Raw genomic sequence first — 19,639 nt, forward strand, 5'->3', positions numbered from 1 at the left:
TCAGAGATGAAAGAGCATATTCAGCAACTACTTGAAGCAACCGTGTCCCGCCTGCAGGCCGAAGGCCTGGTACCGGCCGAGGTCGCGCCGCGCATTCAGGTAGACAACACCAAGGATAAGGCTCACGGCGATCTGGCCACCAACCTGGCCATGCTGCTGGCCAAGCCGGCCGGCAAGCCGCCCCGCGCCCTGGCCGAGGCCATCATAGCCCACCTGCCCGCCTCCGAGCGGGTGGCCAAGGTGGAGATCGCCGGCCCCGGCTTCATCAACTTCTATCTGGACACCCAGTGGCTGGCCCGGCAGATCGACGCCCTGGCCCAGGATGCCATGCTGGGGGTCAAAACGGCCGAACCGGCCCAGACTATCGTCGTCGACTACTCGGCCCCCAACGTCGCCAAGGAGATGGCGGTGCACCACATCCGCTCCACCGTCATCGGTGACGCCGTGGTACGCACCCTGGAGTTCCTGGGCCACAAGGTGATCCGCGCCAACCACGTGGGGGACTGGGGCACCCAGTTCGGCATGCTGATCGCCTACCTGGAAGATCTGCAGGAAGAGAGCGACAGCGGCTCCATGGCCCTGGCGGATCTGGAGGCCTTCTACCGCGAGGCCAAGCAGCGCTATGACGCCGACGAGGTGTTCGCCGAGCGCGCCCGGGGTTATGTGGTGAAGCTGCAAGGCGGTGACGACCATTGCCGTGCCCTGTGGCGTCAGCTGGTGGACATCACCATGGAGCAGAACCAGCGCATCTACGATCGCCTGGGGGTCTCCCTCTCCACCCGGGATGTCATGGGCGAGAGCCTGTACAACCCCATGCTGCCGCAGATCGTCGCCGACCTGCAGGCCCAGGGCCTGGCGGTGGAAGACGACGGCGCCATGGTGGTCTTCCTGGACGAGTTCAAGGGTAAGGATGGCGAGGCCATGGGGGTCATAGTCCGCAAGAAGGATGGCGGCTTCCTCTACACCACCACCGACATCGCCTGTGCCAAGTACCGGGTCGAGACCCTGGGGGCCGACCGGGTGCTCTACTTCATCGACTCCCGCCAGCACCAGCACCTGATGCAGGCCTGGACCATAGCCCGCAAGGCCGGCTATGTGCCGGAAGCCGTCTCCCTGGAGCACCACGCCTTCGGCATGATGCTGGGCAAGGACGGCAAGCCGTTCAAGACCCGCAGCGGCGGTACCGTCAAGCTGGCCGATCTGCTGGATGAAGCCGAACAGCGCGCCAGCGAACTGATGGCCCAGCGGGACAGCGACCTGTCCGACGCCGAGCAGGCCGAGGTAGTGCATGCCGTGGCCATAGGCGCGGTGAAGTACGCGGATCTGTCCAAGAACCGCACCACGGACTACATCTTCGATTGGGACAACATGCTGGCCTTCGAGGGCAACACCGCCCCCTACCTGCAGTATGCCTACACCCGGATCCAGTCCATCTTCCGCCGCACCGGTGAGCTGGCCTGCGGGCCTGTGACGCTGGAAGAGGCCGCCGAGGAGGCCCTGGCCAACAAGCTGCTGAAGTTCAACGAGACGGTACAGAGTGTGGCCGCCAAGGGCATGCCGCACCTGATGTGCCTCTACCTGTACGAGCTGTCCGGCCTGTTCATGAGCTTCTACGAGGCCTGCCCCATCAACAAGGACGGGGTCAGCAGCCAGCTCAAGGCCAGCCGCCTGACCCTGTGCCAGGCCACCGCCAAGGTACTGCAACAGGGTCTGGCCCTGCTGGGTATCAAGGTGCTGGAGCGCATGTAACCCATGAACCGGGATTACGTCCGCAGCCGTCCGGCCAAACGCAAACGCAGCCCCAGCCGCGCCGCCCCCCGGCGCGCGGCTCCGCCACCCCGTCGTATCCCCTGGTTGCTGGGTATACTGGTCACCGCCCTGCTGCTGGGCTTTGGCTTCTTCCTCTACAGCATCAAGAACAATGCCCCGGATCCCGAGGCCCCCGCCCCCCAGGCCAAGTCGCAGCCCAAGCCCAAGCCCATCGAGGAGCAGCGGCCGGCCAAGGAAAAGTTCGACTACATGACCCTTCTGGAGAACAAGGAGGTCAAGGTGGATCTGCCGGAACCCAAGCCGGAGGATCCCGCCAAGCCCGAGCCTCAGTACCAGATGCAGTGCGGCTCGTTCAGGAGCGCCGATCAGGCCAACGAGATGAAGGTGAAGATCGCCCTGACCGCCGGCATCAGTGCCCAGGTGAAGCGCACCGACGGGGCGAACGGCACCTGGTACCGGGTGGTGCTGGGTCCCTACAAGGGCCGCCGCGCCGCCCAGACCGACATGAACACCTTGCGCAACGCCAAGGTGGTGCAGGAGTGCGGCATCTGGCTCTGGTAGCCTTGAAAAGCCTTCCCCCCATCCCCATCCTCCTTGGCATACCCTACTGACCGGCCACGGCCGGTCCTGCCAAGCGAGGTCCAACGTGACAACCATAGTTTCTGTACGCCGCAACGGTCAGGTGGTGCTGGGCGGGGATGGCCAAGTCTCCCTCGGCAACACCGTGATGAAAGGCAACGCCCGCAAGGTACACCGACTCTACAACGGCAAGGTGCTGGCCGGGTTTGCCGGCGGCACCGCCGATGCCTTCACCCTGCTGGAGCGTTTCGAGGCCAAGCTGCAGGCTCACCAGGGTAACCTGGAGCGCGCCGCCGTCTCCCTGGCCAAGGAGTGGCGCACCGACCGCGCCCTGCGTCGCCTGGAGGCCATGCTGGCGGTGGCCGATGCCAGCAAGTCCTTCATCATCACAGGCAACGGTGATGTGGTGCAGCCGGAGCAGGATCTCATCGCCATGGGCTCCGGCGGCAACTACGCCCAGGCCGCCGCCCGCGCCCTGCTGGAAAACACCGAGCTGGATGCCAAGAGCATCGTCGAGAAGGCACTGACCATCGCCGGCGACATCTGCGTCTTCACCAACAACTTCCAGACCATCGAAGTGCTGGACTATTCCGCCTGAGCAAGGAGTTCCCCATGTCCGAAATGACCCCCCGCGAAATAGTCCATGAGCTGGATCGCCACATCATTGGTCAGGCCGACGCCAAACGCGCCGTGGCCATCGCCTTGCGCAACCGCTGGCGCCGCATGCAGCTGACCGAGGATCTGCGCCACGAGGTCTCCCCCAAGAACATCCTGATGATAGGCCCCACCGGGGTGGGCAAGACCGAGATCGCCCGCCGTCTGGCCAAGCTGGCCAACGCCCCCTTCATCAAGGTGGAAGCCACCAAGTTCACCGAGGTGGGCTACGTGGGCAAGGAGGTGGACTCCATCATCCGGGATCTCACCGACATGGCGGTGAAGATGACCCGGGAGCAGCAGATGGCCAAGTTCCAGATGCGCGCCGCCGAGGCTGCCGAGGAGCGGATTCTGGATGCCTTGCTGCCGCCGCCGCGGGACGGCTGGGGCCAGGCGGAGAAGAGCGACAGCAACAACCACACCCGGCAGATCTTCCGCAAGAAGCTGCGGGAGGGGGAGCTGGACGACAAGGAGATCGACATCGAGCTGGCGGCTCCGCAGGTGGGGGTGGAGATCATGGCGCCCCCCGGCATGGAGGAGATGACCCAGCAGCTGCAGGGCTTGTTCCAGAACCTGGGCCAGGGCCAGAAGAAGAGCCGCAAGGTGAAGGTCAAGGAGGCCATGAAGCAGCTCATCGAGGAGGAGGCCGCCAAGCTGGTGAACCCCGAGGAGCTCAAGACCCAGGCCATCGCCGCGGTGGAGAATAACGGCATCGTCTTCATCGACGAGGTGGACAAGATCTGCAAGCGCGGCGAGAGCAGCGGCCCCGACGTCTCCCGCGAAGGGGTGCAGCGGGATCTGCTGCCGCTGGTGGAAGGCTGTACCGTCACCACCAAGCACGGCATGGTGCGCACCGACCATATCCTGTTCATCGCCTCCGGCGCCTTCCAGATCGCCAAGCCCTCGGATCTCATCCCCGAGCTGCAGGGTCGCTTGCCCATCCGGGTAGAGCTGGGGGCCCTGAGCACAGATGACTTCGAGCGCATCCTCACCGAGCCCAATGCCTCCCTCACCGAGCAGTACCAGGCCCTGATGGCCACCGAGCGGGTGGATGTGGAGTTCACCCCGGACGGCATCCGCCGCATCGCCGAGGCCGCCTGGCAGGTGAACGAGCGCACCGAGAACATCGGCGCCCGCCGCCTGCATACCGTGATGGAGAAGCTGATGGAGCAGATCTCCTTCGAAGCCTCGGATCAGGCCGGTCATTGCCACCGCATCGATGCCGACTACGTCAACGCCCACCTAGGCAAGCTGATCGAAGACGAGGATCTGAGCCGCTTCATCCTCTGATGCTGCCGTTGGGCGGTCCCGCCGCCCATCCGGATCCCAAGTTGCCCGGATTTTGGTTTTATTTACCAGCCGGGCTACTTATACTGATGCCTCCTGCAGCCACCCGCGGTGAAATCAGCATGGAATACAACACCTCAGAACTTTGCGATACCTATGCCGACCTGGTCGACGTGGTCGAACCCATGTTTACCACCTTCGGCGGACGCCCCTCCTTCGGCGGCGTCATCACCACCGTCAAATGCTTCGAGGCCAATGGCCTGATCCGTGAGCTGGTCAAAGAGCCCGGTGAAGGTCGGGTATTGCTGATCGATGGCGGCGGCTCCCTGCGCCGCGCCCTGATCGACGGCGAGATCGCCGCCACCGCGGCCGACAACGGTTGGGAAGGCATCGTCTGCTATGGCAGCGTGCGTGAGGTGGATGCCCTGGCCGAGCTGGAGCTGGGCCTGCAGGCCCTGGCGGCCATTCCGGTGGGTGCCGATGATGAAGACACGGGCGATACCGACCTGCCGGTGAACTTCGGCGGCGTCACCTTCCTGCCGGAGGATCACCTGTATGCCGACACCACCGGCATCATCCTCTCGCCGGAACCCCTGGATCTGGAGTGATCCTCGCCCATAAAAAACGCCGGCAATGACCGGCGTTTTTTATGGCGCACTCCTCGCGGATTTAGACGGCTTCTTCCATCTGATCCATCTTGCCCAGCAGGGCCCGCAGGCGCTCCTGCCAGGCCTGGTGATCGTTGCGCAGCTGCTGATTCTCGTCCTTGAGACGCTGGTTCTCCAGCTTGAGCTCTTCGAGCTCCATCTTCTGCAGGGCCAGGTTGTCCACGGCGCTCTGCACCTTGGCTTCCAGTTGTTCCAACATTTCTAACGACATAGTCATACCCTAGTATCTCGTGGCTGGCCCCGGCACCCCGGAGCCTAAAATGGCGCGGTCCCAGCATACCCGCCCTGTCGCGGTGCAACAAGGCAAGCAGGCCCTATCCTGCTCCCCTGCGGTGCGACTGTCGGCTTCTTGGCCAATCAGATGCCCTGATCCATGTCGAGGGAGGGTTTGTCGCACTGGGGGTGGCCCACCTCCTTGGCCGGCACCCCCACCACAGTGGTGTGCGCCGGCACCGGATTGAGCACCACGCTGCCGGCCCCTATCTTGGCCCCTGCCCCCACTTCGATGTTGCCCAGCACCTTGGCGCCGGCGCCAATCATCACCCCTTCACGGATCTTGGGATGGCGATCGCCATGCTCCTTGCCGGTTCCCCCCAGGGTGACGTTCTGCAGTATGGAGACATCGTTCTCGATGACCGCCGTCTGCCCCACCACGATGCCGGTGGCGTGATCCAGCATGATGCCGCGACCAATGCGGGCCGCCGGGTGAATATCCACCCCAAACACCACGGAGATCTGGTTCTGCAGGTAGGTGGCCAGCGCCCGCCGACCTTGATTCCATAGCCAGTGGCCGACCCGATAGGCCTCCAGGGCATGGAAGCCCTTGAGGTACAGCAGCGGCGTGGAGTAGTAATCCACCGCCGGATCCCGATCCTTCACCGCGCAGATGTCCGCCGCCACCGCATCCAGAATCGTTGGCTCGGCGGTAAACGCCAGCTCGATGATCTCCCGCAGGGCCATGGCCGGCATGGTGGCGCTGCCCAGCTTGTGGGCCAGCTGGAAGCTCAGGGCCGACTGCAGGCTGTGATGGTTCAGAATGGTGGAATGGTAGAAGCTGGCCAGCAGCGGCTCGTCGGCAGCCATGTTGGCCGCCTCGGCCCGGATCTGTTGCCAGGTGGACTCTTTGATACAACTCATGGCGCACTCCTGGTGGAATCGAAGGCCTGCCCTGACGGCTCCTGGGTGAGCACGGACAGGGGATCCATGTGAATGATGATGTCGGCAATCGGGAAGGCCAGACGCAACCTGGCCTCCACCCGGTCGGCAATGGCGTGGGCCTGCAACAGCGGCATGCCGTCATCCAGCTCCAGATGCAGCTGAATGAAACGCACCGGCCCGGACTGACGGGTCCGCAGATCGTGCATGCCGTGCACGCCGGGCACGCTGTTGCAGATATCCTGGATCTGCTGACACTCCTCTTCCGGCAGCTCCCGGTCCAGCAGGGTCTGGATGGCCTCATAGCCTATCTTGAGGGCGCTCCACAGTATGTAGCCCCCCAGCAGGATGGCAAACAGGCCATCGGCCATGTGGAAGCCCAGCATCGATAGAAACAGGGCCAGCAGCACGGCCGCGTTGAGCAGCAGATCCGAGCGGTAGTGCAGGGAGTCCGCCTTCACCGCCTGGCTGCCGGTGACCCGCACCACATAGCTTTGGAAGGTGACCAGCACCAGGGTCAGGATGAGGGATCCGACGGTGACCCAGATGCCGATACCGGCCCGTTGCAGGGGCACGGGATCCGCCACGGCGCCAATCCCGTGCATGATGAGCACTAGGGCCGAGCCCGTGATGAAGGCCGACTGGGCCAGGCTGGCCAGGGATTCGGCCTTGCCATGACCAAACTTGTGATCGTCATCGGCCGGGATCAGGGCATAACGGATGGCCAGCAGGTTGATGAGTGAGGCGCTGACGTCCATCAGGGAGTCGGTGAGGGAGGCCAGCAGACTGGAGGAGCCGGTAGCCAGCCAGGCGATGAGCTTGCCGATGATAAGCAGAGTGGCGGTGACGGTCGCAGCCAGCCCGGCAAAGGTGGCCAGCCGATAATAGCGTTGCTGGATCAATGGTCTTCCTCGACAGGCGGCACCAGGCCGCATCCTTAACAGGGGGCCTATGATACCCCCCAGCTCCCGGCATATAAAGCCGCCCCTGGGCTGGCCCGGGACGAAAATCCCGCTACACTAGCGGGCCGCAAGGCCCACGGCGCCAGGAGTCATGATGCTACACATAGTGCTGTTCCAACCCGAGATCCCGCCCAACACGGGCAACATCATCCGCCTGTGTGCCAACACGGGCTACAAGTTGCACCTGATAGAGCCGCTGGGTTTTGCCTGGGACGACAAGCGGGTACGCCGGGCCGGGCTGGATTATCACGAATTTGCCGAGGTGCGCCGCCATCCGGATCTGGCCACTTGCCTGGCCGGCTTGCCGGCTGCGCGGGTGTTCGCCTGTACCACCAAGGGACAGGCGATCCCCAGCGAGGTGGCCTTCGCGGCGGGAGATGTGCTGCTGTTTGGCCCCGAGACCCGGGGCCTGCCCATGGACGTCATCGAATCCCTGCCGCCGGCGCAGCGCCTGCGGCTGCCCATGGTGCCAGGCAGCCGCAGCATGAACCTGTCCAACGCCGTGGCGGTGCTGGTGTATGAGAGCTGGCGCCAGCTGGGCTACGCCGGCGCCCAGCCCCAGACGGTCGGTGAAGCCTAGAACCAGTCGGCGTTACGGATGACGCCCACTGCAAGCCCTTCGATGTGCAGCTGCTGACAGCTCAGATCCACCTCAATGGGGCTGAGCTCCTCGTTCTCCGGCAGCAGCAGCACCCGATTGCCTTGGCGCTGGAAGCGCTTGACCGTCACCTCGTCTTCGCCCACCCGCGCCACCACCACCTGGCCGTTGCGCGCCTGCTCCGTCTTGTGTACCGCCAGCAGATCGCCATCCAGGATGCCGATGTCCTTCATGCTCATGCCCTGCACCCGCAGCAGGAAGTCGGCCCTGGGATGGAACAAGCCAGGGTCCACCTGATAGCGAGTCTCCACATGCTCGGCGGCCAGAATGGGCTCGCCGGCGGCCACCTTGCCGATGAGGGGCAGACCGCTCTCCTCCTCCTCGGCGCTCTCATCCTGCACCAGCTGGATGCCGCGGGAGGTGCCGGGCATGATGTGGATCACCCCTTTGCGAGCCAAGGCCTTGAGATGCTCCTCCGCCGCATTGGCGGACTTGAAGCCCAGGCGGGCGGCGATCTCCGCCCGGGTGGGGGGCATGCCGGTCTCCTGCATGTACTCCTTGATGAGATCCAGAACCTGGCTCTGGCGCGGGGTGAGAAGTTTCATCAGCAATCGCCTGTTTTTATATACAGATGCCTGTGAGTATATACAGGGCTAATCGAAGCGCAAGTGCCATGCAGGATCTGTGGCAGATCTTGTCGGACGTCCGACCACGACAAGGAAATTCCCTTTTGCTATGCTGGCGCCGATTTTTTGCCAGAGCGATTCATTGCCAGAGGTTGTTAAGGATGTCCCGCATCAAGGCTGCTGCCCGTTCCCTGCTTCGCCTGCCCCTGCGTCTGTTGGTCAACTATTCCGCCCTGCCGGAAGAACCGGTGAGCCAGCTGGGGTTGGATCCCGCCCGCCCCATCGTCTACGCCCTGACCAATGACGCGCTGAGCGATCTGCTGACCCTGGAGCTGTGTGCCAACCAGCTGGGGCTACCCAGTCCTTTCAGCCCACTGCAGATCGGCGGCCAGTCCCTGCCGCGCTATGTCTGCCTGGATCACCTGCCCTGCTTTGGCGGTAGACCCATGCCGGCCCAGCAAAGCCTGGCCACCTTCCGCCACTGGCTGCAGCTGCACCGGCAGGATCCGGCGCTGGACATCCAGCTGGTGCCCATCACCCTGTTGTGGCACCGGGCGCCGGGGCGGGAGAAGCGCCGCCTGCAGCCGCCACTGCACTCGCCGACAGTCTGGCGCAACAGCTGGCAGGTGCTGCTCCATGGCCGGGAGAACCGGGTACGCTTCTCCGCTCCCGTCTCGTTGCGCACCCTGGCGGACGAGCGCGGCAGCGACGAACAGGTGGCCCACAAGCTGGCCCGGGTGGCCCGCATCCATTTCAGCCGGCAACGGCAGGCGGCCAAGGGGCCGCGGCTGCCCATCCGTCAGGAGCTGTTCCAGCAACTGCTGGCCAGCGACCCCCTGCGCCAGGCCATGGCGCAACAGGCCGCCGAAGAGGGCCTGCCCCTGGAGCAGATCCAGCAGCGGGCGCTCGGCTACCTGGACGAGATCGGCAGCGACTTCTCCTACCGTCTGATCCGCATGGGCGACACCCTGCTGGGCTGGCTGTGGCACAAGCTCTACCGCGGCATCCGGGTGCACGGGGGCGAGCAGGTACGCCGTCTGGCCCGGGAGGGGCATGAGATCGTCTACATCCCCTGCCACCGCAGTCACATGGACTACCTGCTGCTCTCTTATGTCATCTATCACCAGGGGCTGATCCCGCCGCACATCGCCGCCGGCATCAACCTCAACTTCTGGCCCGCCGGCCCCTTGTTCCGCCGCGGCGGCGCCTTCTTCATCCGCCGCAGCTTCAAGGGCGACAAGCTCTACGCCACCGTGTTTCGGGAATACCTCAATCAGCTGTTTACCAAGGGCTATGCGGTGGAGTTCTTCACCGAGGGGGGCCGCTCCCGTACCGGACGCCTGCTGCAACCCAAGACCGGCATGCTGGCCATGACGCTGGAAGCCCAGCTGCGGGGCATACCGCGGCCGCTGACCTTTGTGCCCGTCTACCTGGGCTATGACCATGTGATGGAGGTGAACACCTACCTCAAGGAGTTGAAGGGCAGCCGCAAGGAGAAGGAGAACTTCTGGCACGTGCTGGGCATCCTGGGCAAGCTGCGCAACTTTGGCCGCAGCTACGTCAACTTCGGCGAACCCCTGACCCTGCACCAGTATCTGCAGCAGCAGGTGCCCGAGTGGCGCGAGACACCCGAAGGCCACAAGCCTGCCTGGCTGGCCCCCACGGTGAATGCCCTGGCCCAGCAGCTGATGAGCCGCATCAATGCCGCTGCCGGCCTCAACGGTTTGCCGCTGTGCGCCCTGGCGCTGCTGGCCAGCGAACGCCAGGCCCTGCCCCGCAATCAGCTGACCCAGCAGATCCAGCTCTATCTTGAGCTGCTGCGGCTGGCGCCCTACAGCCAGCACTGCGTGCTGCCGGAGGCCGGCGCCGCCGAGCTGCTGGAGCAGACCCTGGAGCTGGGCAAGTTCCAGGTGGAGGAGGACAAGCTGGGGCAGATAGTCACCATGGATCGCTATCAAGCCATACTGATGACCTTCTACCGCAACAACATACTGCACCTGTTCGCCCTGCCGGCCCTGCTGGCCCGCCTGATCGAGCGCCAGGAGGGGCAAACGGCCGAGCAGTTGACCGAGGCGGTGCAGCAGCTCTACCCGCTGATCCAGGCCGAACTGTTCTTGCACCATACGGCCGACGATCTGCCCGCCCAGCTGGAGGCCAACCTGATGGCCTTCGTCAGGCTGGGGCTGGTGGAAGACAGGGGTGGACGCTACTGGGTACACGCCGCCCGACAGCCGCAGCTCTTGCTGCTGGCCCACTGTATTCAGGAGACGCTGCTGCGCTATGCCATGTCGCTGAGCCTGATCCTGGAGGCACCCACCACGCCGCTGCCCCAGCTGGAGTCCGACTGCCAGATGATGGCGCAACGGCTGGCCACCCTGCATGGCATCCATGCCCCCGAGTTCAGCGATGTCAGCCTGTTCAAGACCCTGATCGCCACCCTGGAGGCCCAGGGTTACCGGCCGGACGAGCAATGGCAGACCGAGGCCCTGGCCCGCTTGCTGGCCCAGTTGCAGGATCTGTTACCCAGCGCCCTGCGGCGCACCCTAGCGGCCCTGGAGCAGGAGGCTTAAGGCCAAGCCGGCAAACAGCAGCAGACCGACCCAGTTGTTGTTGAGAAAGGCGCTGAAGCAGGCCTGCCGAGCCCGTTGCCAGGTCAGCCGCTGCTGATAGGCGAACAGCCCGGCGGCGGCGGCCAGGCTCACCCAGTAGGGCCAAGCCAGTGCCGCCAGCCAGCCCACCTGGGCCAGGCAGGCCAGGGTGGCCAGCTGCAGCAGGCCTATGATGAGGCGGTCGTGGCGGCCAAACAGGATGGCGGTGGACTTGACGCCGATCTTCAGGTCGTCGTCCCTGTCCACCATGGCGTACTGGGTGTCATAGGCCACGGTCCACAGGCAGTTGGCGGCAAACAGCCACCAGGTCTGGGCCGTCAGCTCGCCGGCCGCCGCCGCCCAGGCCATGGGGATGGCCCAGGAGAAGGCCAACGCCAGCACCAGCTGCGGCAGATGGGTCACCCGCTTCATGAAGGGATAGACGATGGCCAGCCCCAGCCCCACCACCGCCAAAGCCCACACCAGGGGGCTCAGGGTGAGGGCCAGCCCCACCGCCAGCGCCACCAACGACCAGAAGAAGATCAACGCCTCCTTGGGGGTCACCCGACCGCTGGGCAAGGGGCGGCCGGCGGTGCGTTTGACATGGCCATCCACCCGCCGGTCGGCAAAGTCATTGATGACGCAACCGGCCGAGCGCATCACAAACACCCCCAGCACGAACACCAGCAGATGATGCCAGCTGGGCTGGCCGGCGCTGGCCAGCCAGAGGGCCCACAGGGTGGGCCACAGCAGCAACAGCGAGCCGATGGGCCTGTCCAGCCGGGCCAGTTGCCAGAAGGCGCGCCAGCGCGGCACTACAAGCTGGGTCATGGATCACTCCTCGTAGGGTGGGGCAAGAGGCAGGAACACCTCGGTGAGCTGCAGCCGTACCGGACCGCTGGATAGCCAGGAGCGTCGTCCCCACAGGGCGCCGGTCGGCGGCGGGCAGCCCCAGTCCGCCAGGGCGGCGACGAAGGCGGGGACGGTGGCAAAGTCCGCCAGGGCCAGTGGCTCCCGCTGCAGATCCGGCTGACTGAACAGCCACTCCCCCAGCGGTCTGTCCCCCAGGCCGACCAGCGCCGGCACCTGGGCCAGCTGGGCACCGGGCAGCCGGGTCAGGGCCCAGACCAGGGGCCGCTCATCCAGACACAGGAGCACCTGGCGACACTGCCAGTCATCGTCCTGGGCCTGCCAGGAAGGCCCCAGCAGGGTGACGCTGAATTGCCCGGGCCGGGCGCGCAGGGCGGCGGTGAGGGAGCCGGTGTCCCGCAACCAGCGGGCCAGGGAACCGGACAACTGGCATCGCTCGGCCGCCTGCCAGGCAGGTTCGGGCATATCCAGGGGCAAGGCGGGCAGGCGGGCAACGCAATGCAAAGGGGGTCTCCTGTCAAAATTCCGGACATTATGGTGAAAGCGGGGTAAAAATGTAAGGCGGTGCGCGCTTGACGCCATCAGCACTAACCAGAACAATAATTGTGTTACACACACGACTCATATAACGAGACATCATGCTGAAGAGACTGACTTGCGGGTTATTGCTGTTGCTGGCGGCGCAGGTGCAGGCCGAAGAAGCGGCGGCACCGGCGCAACCGAATAATGCCTACGCCTATTACGCGCTGGATCCCGAGATCATCACCAACTACATCACAGACGGCAGCCAGATGGGCTATGTGCGCATCAAGGTGGAGATCATGGTGGATAACAACGCCGATCTGGCCCTGGTGGAGAAACACGATCCCCTGATCCGGGATGCCCTCAACCGCATCCTGGGCAAGCAGACCGCCGAGCAGGTGCGTTCGTTGAAGGGCCGGGAAGAGATCCGCAAGGAGTGCCAGGCCAAGCTGAACCAGCTGCTGGTGGAAGAAACCGGCCGCAAGCTGATCCGCGAGCTCATCTTCACCAACTACCTGTACCAGTAAGCCGCCCACCGGCACACCCGCAAAAAAGGGGACCATCCGGTCCCCTTGCTCTTGTTCCGTCAAACAACCTCTAGTGGATTTCGATCTCCCGGCGCTGTTGCGGCGGGGTGGACTTGGCCAGCGTCACATACAGGATGCCATCCTGGAAGCGGGCACTGATGTCATCGGCCTGCACATCCTCCGGCAGCGCGAAGCTGCGGCTGAAGCGGCCATAGAAACGCTCCGTCCTGTGGAGTTGCTTATCCTCATGCTCCTGCCGTCGCTCGCCGCTGATGGTCAACATGCCGTTGTCCACCGATAGCTTGACGTCCTCCTTGGGCATGCCAGGCACCTCCACCTGCAGCTCATACGCCCTGTCGTTCTCGACGATATCCACCGCCGGCAGCCAGTCGCTCTGGCTGAGGCTCTGACGGTCGTCCAACCGGCTCAAAACGCCCCTGTGATAGTCCCGGAACCAGTCTTCGAACTCCCGGAAGGGGTTCCATCTTTCGATAGCCATAAACACCTCCCATTGCGGTCATAGGCCCGTCGGCCTTCACCCTAATGGTGGGGTCCGCTGTCGGTTTTTCAAGCCATATCTGGTGAAAAAATCAGCCGAGCAGGCCCGACAATAAATGACCGCCAAGCCCCAGCATGATGAGCCCCACCAGGGCATCGATGCCCCTGGGCACCTGAGGGTGGCTGAGCCAGGGGGCCAGCCGCGCCGCCAGCAGCGCCAAACCAAAGAACCAGACGGTGGAGGCCAGCACGGCCCCCAGGGCGAAGGCCGGCAAGGCCTGGTGTGGCCACTGGGCCGCCATGCTGCCCAGTATCATGACGGTATCCAGGTACACGTGGGGATTGAGCAGCGTCACCCCCAGGGTGGTGAACAAGATGGCCTTGTCACCGGCCCCCTCCCCCTGCAGATCCAGCCGGGCGGAGCCATTGTGCCAGGCCCGCCACAGGGACTGGCCACCATAACCCAGCAGAAACAGGCTGCCCCCCAGGGTCAGGGTCAGCTTGAGCCAAGGCAGGCTGGCCAGGGCCTGGCCACCGCCAAACACCCCCAGAGCGATCAGCAGGCAGTCACACAAGAGGCACAAGCCCGCCACCCACAGATGACGCTCCCGCCGCAGCCCCTGACGCAGCACATAGGCGTTCTGGGCCCCGATGGGCATGATGAGACTGGCCCCCAGGGTAAAGCCCTGCAAGATGACAACCGACATAGCGACTCCTCCACAACAGATGGCGTCAGCCTAGGGCTTGGCGTATCTTCAGTAAAACTAATGATTTTGATATTTCATAAGAGATATTTATGAGCCGGGATCTGCCCCTGGATTACAAGCTGCTGCAGGCCCTGGATGCCGTGGTGCGGGAGCAAAGCTTCGAGCGGGCCGCCCGGGCCCTGCACCTGACCCAGCCCGCCATCTCCCAACGCATCAAGCAGCTGGAGCAGCTGCTAGCCCAGCCGGTGCTGCTGCGCAGCTCGCCCCCCGGCCCCACCCTGCTGGGGCAACAGCTGCTGGGCCACTACCGCCAGGTCAGTCAGCTGGAGCGGGAGCTGCTGCCCCGCCTGCGGCCCGAGGCCCCCTCTGAGCCGCTGCGCATCAGCATCGCCGTCAATGCCGACAGCCTGGCCACCTGGTTTCTGCCGGCCCTCACCCCCCTGCTGGACCGCCACCCCCTGGCGCTGGATCTGGTGCTGGACGATGAGACCCGCAGCGTGGAGCGGCTGCGGCAAGGAGAGGTGTTCGGTGCCGTGGGCTGTCATCCACTCCCCCTGCCGGGCTGTGAGGCCAGCCTGCTGGGGGACATGGAGTACCGGCTGATCTGCTCCCCCGGCTTTGCCCAGCGCTACTTTGCCGACGGCCTGCACCTGCAGGCCCTGAGCCGGGCGCCGGCGGTGGCCTTCGATCACAGAGACGACATGCACGTCTCCTACCTGAGCCAGCACTTTGCCCTGCCCCCCGGCGGCTACCCCTGCCACACGGTGCGCTCCTCCGAGGCCTTCATCGATCTGGCCCTGGGCGGGGTGGCCTACGCCCTGATCCCCGTGCTGCAGATCCGGCCCCAGCTGGCGGCGGGCAGCCTCATCAGCCTGCCGGCGCCCCCGCTGCAGCGCACCCTCTACTGGCATCGCTGGCTGCTGGCCCGCGGCGTCCATCAGCAGGTCTCGGAGGCCATACTGGCCGCCGGGCAGCAGTCCCTGGCCAAATCCCAGGCATAAAAAACGCCAGCACTCAGGCTGGCGTTGGTCGGCTCGAAAGCACTCAAGCCTTGGGCTTGGGCCGCACCCCCAGGGTGTGGCACAGGGCATAGGTCAGCTCGGCGCGGTTCAGGGTGTAGAAGTGGAAGTCCTTCACCCCTTCCCGGGAGAGCACCCGCACCATGTCGATGGCAATGCTGGCCCCCAGCAGGTTGCGGGTCATCTGGTCGTCGTCGGCGATCCCCTCAAAGCGCTGGTGCAGCCAGGCGGGGATCTTGACGTTGGAGAAACCGGCAAACTTCAGCAAGGTCTTGTAGTTGGATACCGGCAGTATGCCCGGCACGATTTCCGCTTCGATGCCGATGGCGGCACAGCGATCCCGGAAGCGCAGGTAGCTTTCCACGTCGTAGAAGAACTGGGTGATGGCCCGGTTGGCCCCGGCATCGATCTTGCGTTTGAGGTTGAGCAGATCCGCCTGGGCGCTCTTGGCCTCCGGATGCACCTCGGGATAGGCCGCCACCGAGATGTCGAAATCGGCGACTTCCTTCAACAGGCCCACCAGGTCGGCGGCATACATGTCCGGCTTGGCCATGCCCTCGGGCAGGTCACCCCGCAGGGCGACGATATGCCGGATGCCGTTGTCCCAGTAATCCTGGGCAATCTGGCGCAGCTCGTCACGGTTGGCATCGATGCAGGTCAGGTGCGGCGCGGCGATGAGGCCGGTGCGCTCCTTGATCTCCTTGATCACCTTGTGGGTGCGATCCCGGGTGCCGGAGTTGGCGCCATAGGTGACGGAGACAAACTTGGGAGACAGGGTCTGCAGGCGCTCGATGGAGTTCCACAGGGTCTGCTCCATGGACTCGGTGGTCGGCGGGAAGAATTCAAACGAGACATCGATGCGGCCATTCAAATCCGCCAGACTCTGGTTCAGCGCCTCCACCTGACGTGCACTCTCAAAACTCATCCCTTGCTCCTTGACTAACCGGGTCTGGCATCATGCCAAACAGATGTTTGGACGTCTAAATGTCCAAACATCTTGGAGTGCCAGCCCGGCCTTGTCAACAGGAATATGGCCTCACTGTCCAGTCGGCGGCGGGCTGGCCGGGGTGCCGTCCACTGCGGCCGCGCCACTGGCGGCAGCATCTAAGGTACCGTCGGCCGAGGAGGCCGCCGGTGACACGGTCGGCGGGGCACAGTTATCCAGCAGGCTGGCCTCGGCGGCCTGTTGCTGAGGCCCATACCAGCCCACCAGCCCCTGCTCCAGCCGGGCGGCGGCCTCCGCCGGGCTCAACTGCCCCAGCATCACCGCCTGGGTCACCTCGTTGAGTTCGCTGGAGAGCGACGGCGTGCCCCGGGAGAGGATCTGGGTCGCCACCCGTATGGTGGAGTCACAACTGTCCCGCCAGCTGGCCATGGTGCTGGCCACCGGGTTGTCCAGCTCGAAGAAGTGGTTGGACAGGGAGAAGAAGCCCGGCACCGAGTTGGAAAACAGCTCGGCGAACTCCGCCGAAGACATCCACTCCAGCAGGGTCAGGGCCGCGGCCTGGTTGGGGCTGGCGGCATTGATGCCGATGCCGATATCGGTGTGGTCGGTGAAGTAGCAGCTGTCGCCTTCCTCGGCCACCGGCGGCGGGAAGGCATCGAAGTCGACCTTGCCCATGAACTGGCTGATGGCCCAGGAGCCCGCCACTATCACCGCCGCCTTGCCGGAGGCAAACAGCGCCACCGCCTGCCCCTCGTCCAGCTGTTCTGGGGCCGCCCCCAGATAGGGCCGCCAACGGGCCAGCTCATCGAACACCGCCACGTAAGGCGCGTCGGTGAACTTCTGCTTGCCAGAGAGCAAGGCGGTGCGGCCATCCTCGCCATGCCAGTAGTTGGGGCCGATATTCTGGTAACCCAGCTCGGAGGTGATCCAGTTGTCATGCACCGGCATCACCAGCGGCTGATAGCGGCCATCCTGTCGTACCTTGTCCAGGGCGGCGAAGAACTGGGCCCGGGTCTTGGGCACGGCAAGCCCCAGCTCCTTGAAGATGGTCTTGTTGTAATAGAAACCCTGGATCACCGAGGCGATGGGCAGGCAGAAGGTCTGGGCCCCGGAGTCGGTCTGCCAGGCGCTGCGGGCAAAGCGCGGGAAGTTCTCCAGGCCGGGGAACTCGGTGAGATCCGTCAGATACCCGTCCTGAAACAGCTTGAGGGAGGCATCGTAGGGCCGGCAGGTGATGAGATCCCCGGCCTTGCCCGCCTTGAGCCGCTCCAGCAACACTGTCTCATATTCGGCGGCATGCACCGCTGCCAGGGTGACCGAGATCTCCGGATGACTCTTCTGGAAGGCCGGTAATATCTGGGTGCGCCATAGCTCGGCATCGTCGATCCGCCAGGTTTCGATCACCAGATCCGTGGCCAGGGCCGACAGACTCAGGCTCCATCCCAGCGTCAGGGCCAGGGCACCACGTAAAAGCTTCAACATATCCCTACTCCTACACCTTGAATCGACCAATGAGTTGCTGCTGCTTGTCGGACAGGTCCGCCAGCACTTCGCTGGACTTGGCCGCCTCCCGGGAGGCCCGCTCCGTCTCCAGCGCCACGTCAGCGATGCCGGCCACGTGCTGGGCCACCCCCTGACTGACGGAAATCTGCTCGCCGGCGGCGTGCACCACCTGGTCCGTCATGTCCTTGATAGCCGCCATGCGGCGGGCGATGGACTGCAACGCCACATCGGTCTGCCGGCTCTGCTCCACGCAGGCCCGGGTCTGATCGAAACTGCGACCCATGACCTCCACCACCTGATTGCTGGCCGCCTGCAGGCTGTGGATCATGGTCTGGATCTCTTCGGTGGACTCCTGGGTGCGGTTGGCCAGGGCGCGCACCTCGTCCGCCACCACGGCAAAGCCACGGCCGGCGTCGCCGGCGCGAGCCGCCTCGATGGCGGCGTTCAGCGCCAGCAGGTTGGTCTGATCGGCGATGCCCCGGATCACATCCAGAATGCTGCCGATGCTGTTGCTGTACTGCTCCAGCTGGCGGGTCATGGCGACGGCGCCTTCCAGATCCCCGGCCAGCTGTTCGGTGAGCTGGCGGTTCTGGCTCACCAGGCTGCGGCCGGACTGGGCCTCCTCGTTGGCCTGATCCACCTCCTGCTGAGCATGTTCGGTGGAGCGGGCCACCTCACCGGCACTCACCTCCAGCTCGGAGATGGCTGCCGCCACCTGATCGGTCTGGCTCTTCTGCTCCTGCACCCGGGACATGGCCCGTTCGCCGATCTCGGCGGTGCGGCTGGCCTCGACCACCAGTTGGCGGGAGCCGTCGCGGATCTCCAGCAGCAGCTCATCGGTATTGTGCGCCACGCTGTCCAGGGCGCGGGAGAGCTGGCCGAATTCATCCTGCCGCCGGTAGTTGACCCGGCAGGTCATGTCGCCATCGGCCATGCGCTGCAACGCATTGCCCATCAGCTGCAAGGGCTTCTGGATGCTGCGGCTGGTGCTCCAGGCGATGAGCAGCGCCAGGACGGCAGAGCAGCTGGCCACCAGCAGGATCCAGAAGATGGCCTGCCCCACGGCGCTGTCCGCCTGTTGCCGGCCCTGCTGCAGAGTCTGGTTGGTCATGTCGATCAGCTGTTGCAGCTGGCTGCTCACCTGCTGCAGCTGTTGCCCAGCGGCTTCTTCCTGCGCCATGCGCGCCTGGGTCAGCTGCTGCTGACGGGCCATGGCGGCCAGCAGGCCCTGTTCGCCGAAGGCCAGGGTCTTGAGCTGATCCAGGCTGCGGTTGAAGCGGGCCTTGACGTCATCCGGCACCTTGATGAGCGCCAGCCGCTTGCTGGCGATCTCGATGTCTTTGGCCAGCACCTTGCCCAGCGCCGCCAGATCCGTGTGTTCATCGGCCCGGCGGATCTGCTTGATGTCCCGGGCCAGGCCGCTGGTGATGAGCTCGGCCTTGTTCTGCAGGGAGCGCCGCTCGGCGGTGAACTGCAGCATCAGATCCGCCGCCCCCCGGTAGCTGTCCTCCAGACGCAGGAAGTCCAGCTGCAACCCCTGCAGCCGGGTCTTCAGGTCCACCTCATCCTTGTGCAGGGCCAGCAACTGTTCGGCCTGCTGGAAGAAGCGGCTGACCTGCTCGTCCGAGCCACGCAGCAGCCCCCGTTCCGCCTCGCTCATCGCCAGGTCGCCCAGTTTGTCCAGCTGCTGTCCGTACTCCTGCTTGCTTTGGGCGAAGCGCGGCGCCACCGTCGCCAGCTCCTCAGCCCCCCAGGCATTGAGATAGGCCAGCAGGTGGCGGCCGCTTTGCTGGGTGGCATCCCGCAGGCCGGCTGCCGCCAGCGCCAGCGGGGTCGCCTCGTCGGTGACCTGCTTGAGCCGACTGTTGATGGTACTGGTCTGCAGATAGCTGATCCCGCCCAGCAGCAGCAACAACAGCAGCAGCAGGGCGAAACCGGCCTGGATCCTTTGCACTATGGACAGTGTCATTGTCACAACCTCAACCTGTGTAAAACCGATAGCCTCCAGCCGTTCGCCCGCGGGCCGAACAGCTGAAAGCGTTTGCAAAACGGAGGTAAGCCTAGCCCTAATCGAGATTCCCGCCAGCCGACACCACAGCAATGTGCCTAAGCGGTGCAGGCCGGCAAAAGATAGCCACTCCAAACGGGATAAGCTCAGAG

General features: G+C 64.7%; 20 protein-coding genes. 9 read left to right on the forward strand and 11 right to left on the reverse strand.

From position 1 onward, the window contains the following. Window positions 1-6 precede the first annotated feature (6 nt). From argS to rraA, 5 genes are all read left to right on the forward strand, one after another. On the forward strand, window positions 7-1,749 hold the full coding sequence (gene argS, locus ABD847_RS15990; RefSeq protein WP_345014822.1) for an arginine--tRNA ligase: 1,743 nt from the start codon (window positions 7-9) through the stop codon (window positions 1,747-1,749). Window positions 1,750-1,752: 3 nt separating this feature from the next. Continuing rightward, window positions 1,753-2,331 (forward strand): SPOR domain-containing protein, encoded by a 579-nt coding sequence (locus tag ABD847_RS15995; RefSeq protein WP_345014824.1) that lies wholly within the window; start codon window positions 1,753-1,755, stop codon window positions 2,329-2,331. Between the two features lie 85 nt (window positions 2,332-2,416). Beyond that, the gene (gene hslV, locus ABD847_RS16000) at window positions 2,417-2,947 is read left to right on the forward strand and encodes an ATP-dependent protease subunit HslV (RefSeq protein WP_345014826.1); all 531 of its coding nucleotides are present in this window, start codon (window positions 2,417-2,419) and stop codon (window positions 2,945-2,947) included. A gap of 14 nt (window positions 2,948-2,961) precedes the next feature. Next, window positions 2,962-4,293, forward strand: coding sequence for an ATP-dependent protease ATPase subunit HslU (hslU, locus tag ABD847_RS16005; protein ID WP_345014828.1), 1,332 nt, complete (start codon window positions 2,962-2,964; stop codon window positions 4,291-4,293). Window positions 4,294-4,412: 119 nt separating this feature from the next. Then, entirely contained in the window at window positions 4,413-4,898 is a 486-nt protein-coding gene (gene rraA, locus ABD847_RS16010; RefSeq protein ID WP_345014830.1) for a ribonuclease E activity regulator RraA, read from the forward strand. A 61-nt stretch (window positions 4,899-4,959) separates the two neighbouring features. Here the strand turns inward: rraA and ABD847_RS16015 are convergent, their stop codons facing one another. The 3 genes from ABD847_RS16015 to fieF form a co-directional block, all read right to left on the reverse strand. Further along, complete coding sequence (locus ABD847_RS16015; protein ID WP_345014832.1) at window positions 4,960-5,169, reverse strand: cell division protein ZapB; 210 nt, start codon at window positions 5,167-5,169, stop codon at window positions 4,960-4,962. A gap of 146 nt (window positions 5,170-5,315) precedes the next feature. Further along, entirely contained in the window at window positions 5,316-6,095 is a 780-nt protein-coding gene (gene cysE / locus ABD847_RS16020) for a serine O-acetyltransferase (protein ID WP_345014834.1), read from the reverse strand. Beyond that, a complete protein-coding gene (gene fieF, locus ABD847_RS16025) occupies window positions 6,092-7,015 on the reverse strand; it encodes a cation efflux pump FieF (RefSeq protein WP_345014836.1) in 924 nt (307 codons plus the stop codon). Before fieF ends, cysE begins: the two co-directional genes overlap by 4 nt. Before the next feature lie 154 nt (window positions 7,016-7,169). On the opposite strand from fieF, the gene trmL reads away from it, so the two are divergent. Next, complete coding sequence (gene trmL, locus ABD847_RS16030; protein WP_345014838.1) at window positions 7,170-7,655, forward strand: tRNA (uridine(34)/cytosine(34)/5-carboxymethylaminomethyluridine(34)-2'-O)-methyltransferase TrmL; 486 nt, start codon at window positions 7,170-7,172, stop codon at window positions 7,653-7,655. Here trmL and lexA read toward each other — a convergent pair. Further along, complete coding sequence (gene lexA / locus ABD847_RS16035) at window positions 7,652-8,278, reverse strand: transcriptional repressor LexA (RefSeq protein WP_345014840.1); 627 nt, start codon at window positions 8,276-8,278, stop codon at window positions 7,652-7,654. The two genes, trmL and lexA, sit on opposite strands and share 4 nt — an antisense overlap. A gap of 182 nt (window positions 8,279-8,460) precedes the next feature. Here lexA and plsB point away from each other — a divergent pair, with 182 nt between their 5' ends. Then, a complete protein-coding gene (gene plsB, locus ABD847_RS16040) occupies window positions 8,461-10,869 on the forward strand; it encodes a glycerol-3-phosphate 1-O-acyltransferase PlsB (protein ID WP_345014843.1) in 2,409 nt (802 codons plus the stop codon). Here the strand turns inward: plsB and ubiA are convergent. Both ubiA and ABD847_RS16050 read right to left on the reverse strand, forming a co-directional pair. Continuing rightward, on the reverse strand, window positions 10,843-11,718 hold the full coding sequence (ubiA, locus tag ABD847_RS16045; RefSeq protein WP_345014845.1) for a 4-hydroxybenzoate octaprenyltransferase: 876 nt from the start codon (window positions 11,716-11,718) through the stop codon (window positions 10,843-10,845). The two genes, plsB and ubiA, sit on opposite strands and share 27 nt — an antisense overlap. Window positions 11,719-11,721: 3 nt before the next feature. Next, on the reverse strand, window positions 11,722-12,261 hold the full coding sequence (locus ABD847_RS16050; protein ID WP_345014847.1) for a chorismate--pyruvate lyase family protein: 540 nt from the start codon (window positions 12,259-12,261) through the stop codon (window positions 11,722-11,724). 134 nt (window positions 12,262-12,395) lie between these two features. On the opposite strand from ABD847_RS16050, the gene ABD847_RS16055 reads away from it, so the two are divergent. Continuing rightward, window positions 12,396-12,806: a flagellar basal body-associated protein FliL gene (locus ABD847_RS16055; RefSeq protein WP_345014849.1), complete on the forward strand. Its 411-nt coding sequence runs from the start codon at window positions 12,396-12,398 to the stop codon at window positions 12,804-12,806. Window positions 12,807-12,876: 70 nt separating this feature from the next. On the opposite strand, the gene ABD847_RS16060 is transcribed toward ABD847_RS16055, so the two are convergent. Further along, window positions 12,877-13,305, reverse strand: coding sequence for an Hsp20/alpha crystallin family protein (locus ABD847_RS16060; protein ID WP_345014851.1), 429 nt, complete (start codon window positions 13,303-13,305; stop codon window positions 12,877-12,879). Between the two features lie 91 nt (window positions 13,306-13,396). Beyond that, window positions 13,397-14,011, reverse strand: coding sequence for a LysE/ArgO family amino acid transporter (locus tag ABD847_RS16065; protein WP_345014853.1), 615 nt, complete (start codon window positions 14,009-14,011; stop codon window positions 13,397-13,399). 89 nt (window positions 14,012-14,100) lie between these two features. Between ABD847_RS16065 and ABD847_RS16070 the strand changes: the two genes are divergently transcribed. Beyond that, window positions 14,101-15,012: a LysR family transcriptional regulator ArgP gene (locus tag ABD847_RS16070; RefSeq protein WP_345014855.1), complete on the forward strand. Its 912-nt coding sequence runs from the start codon at window positions 14,101-14,103 to the stop codon at window positions 15,010-15,012. A gap of 43 nt (window positions 15,013-15,055) precedes the next feature. Here the strand turns inward: ABD847_RS16070 and metF are convergent, their stop codons facing one another. From metF to ABD847_RS16085, 3 genes are all read right to left on the reverse strand, one after another. Beyond that, window positions 15,056-15,955 (reverse strand): methylenetetrahydrofolate reductase, encoded by a 900-nt coding sequence (gene metF, locus ABD847_RS16075; RefSeq protein ID WP_345014857.1) that lies wholly within the window; start codon window positions 15,953-15,955, stop codon window positions 15,056-15,058. Window positions 15,956-16,066: 111 nt separating this feature from the next. Next, complete coding sequence (locus ABD847_RS16080) at window positions 16,067-17,458, reverse strand: ABC transporter substrate-binding protein (RefSeq protein ID WP_345014859.1); 1,392 nt, start codon at window positions 17,456-17,458, stop codon at window positions 16,067-16,069. Between the two features lie 10 nt (window positions 17,459-17,468). Next, on the reverse strand, window positions 17,469-19,448 hold the full coding sequence (locus ABD847_RS16085; protein ID WP_345014861.1) for a methyl-accepting chemotaxis protein: 1,980 nt from the start codon (window positions 19,446-19,448) through the stop codon (window positions 17,469-17,471). Window positions 19,449-19,639 lie beyond the last annotated feature (191 nt).

It is taken from the genome of Pseudaeromonas paramecii (assembly GCF_039540575.1).
GTDB lineage: Bacteria > Pseudomonadota > Gammaproteobacteria > Enterobacterales > Aeromonadaceae > Pseudaeromonas > Pseudaeromonas paramecii.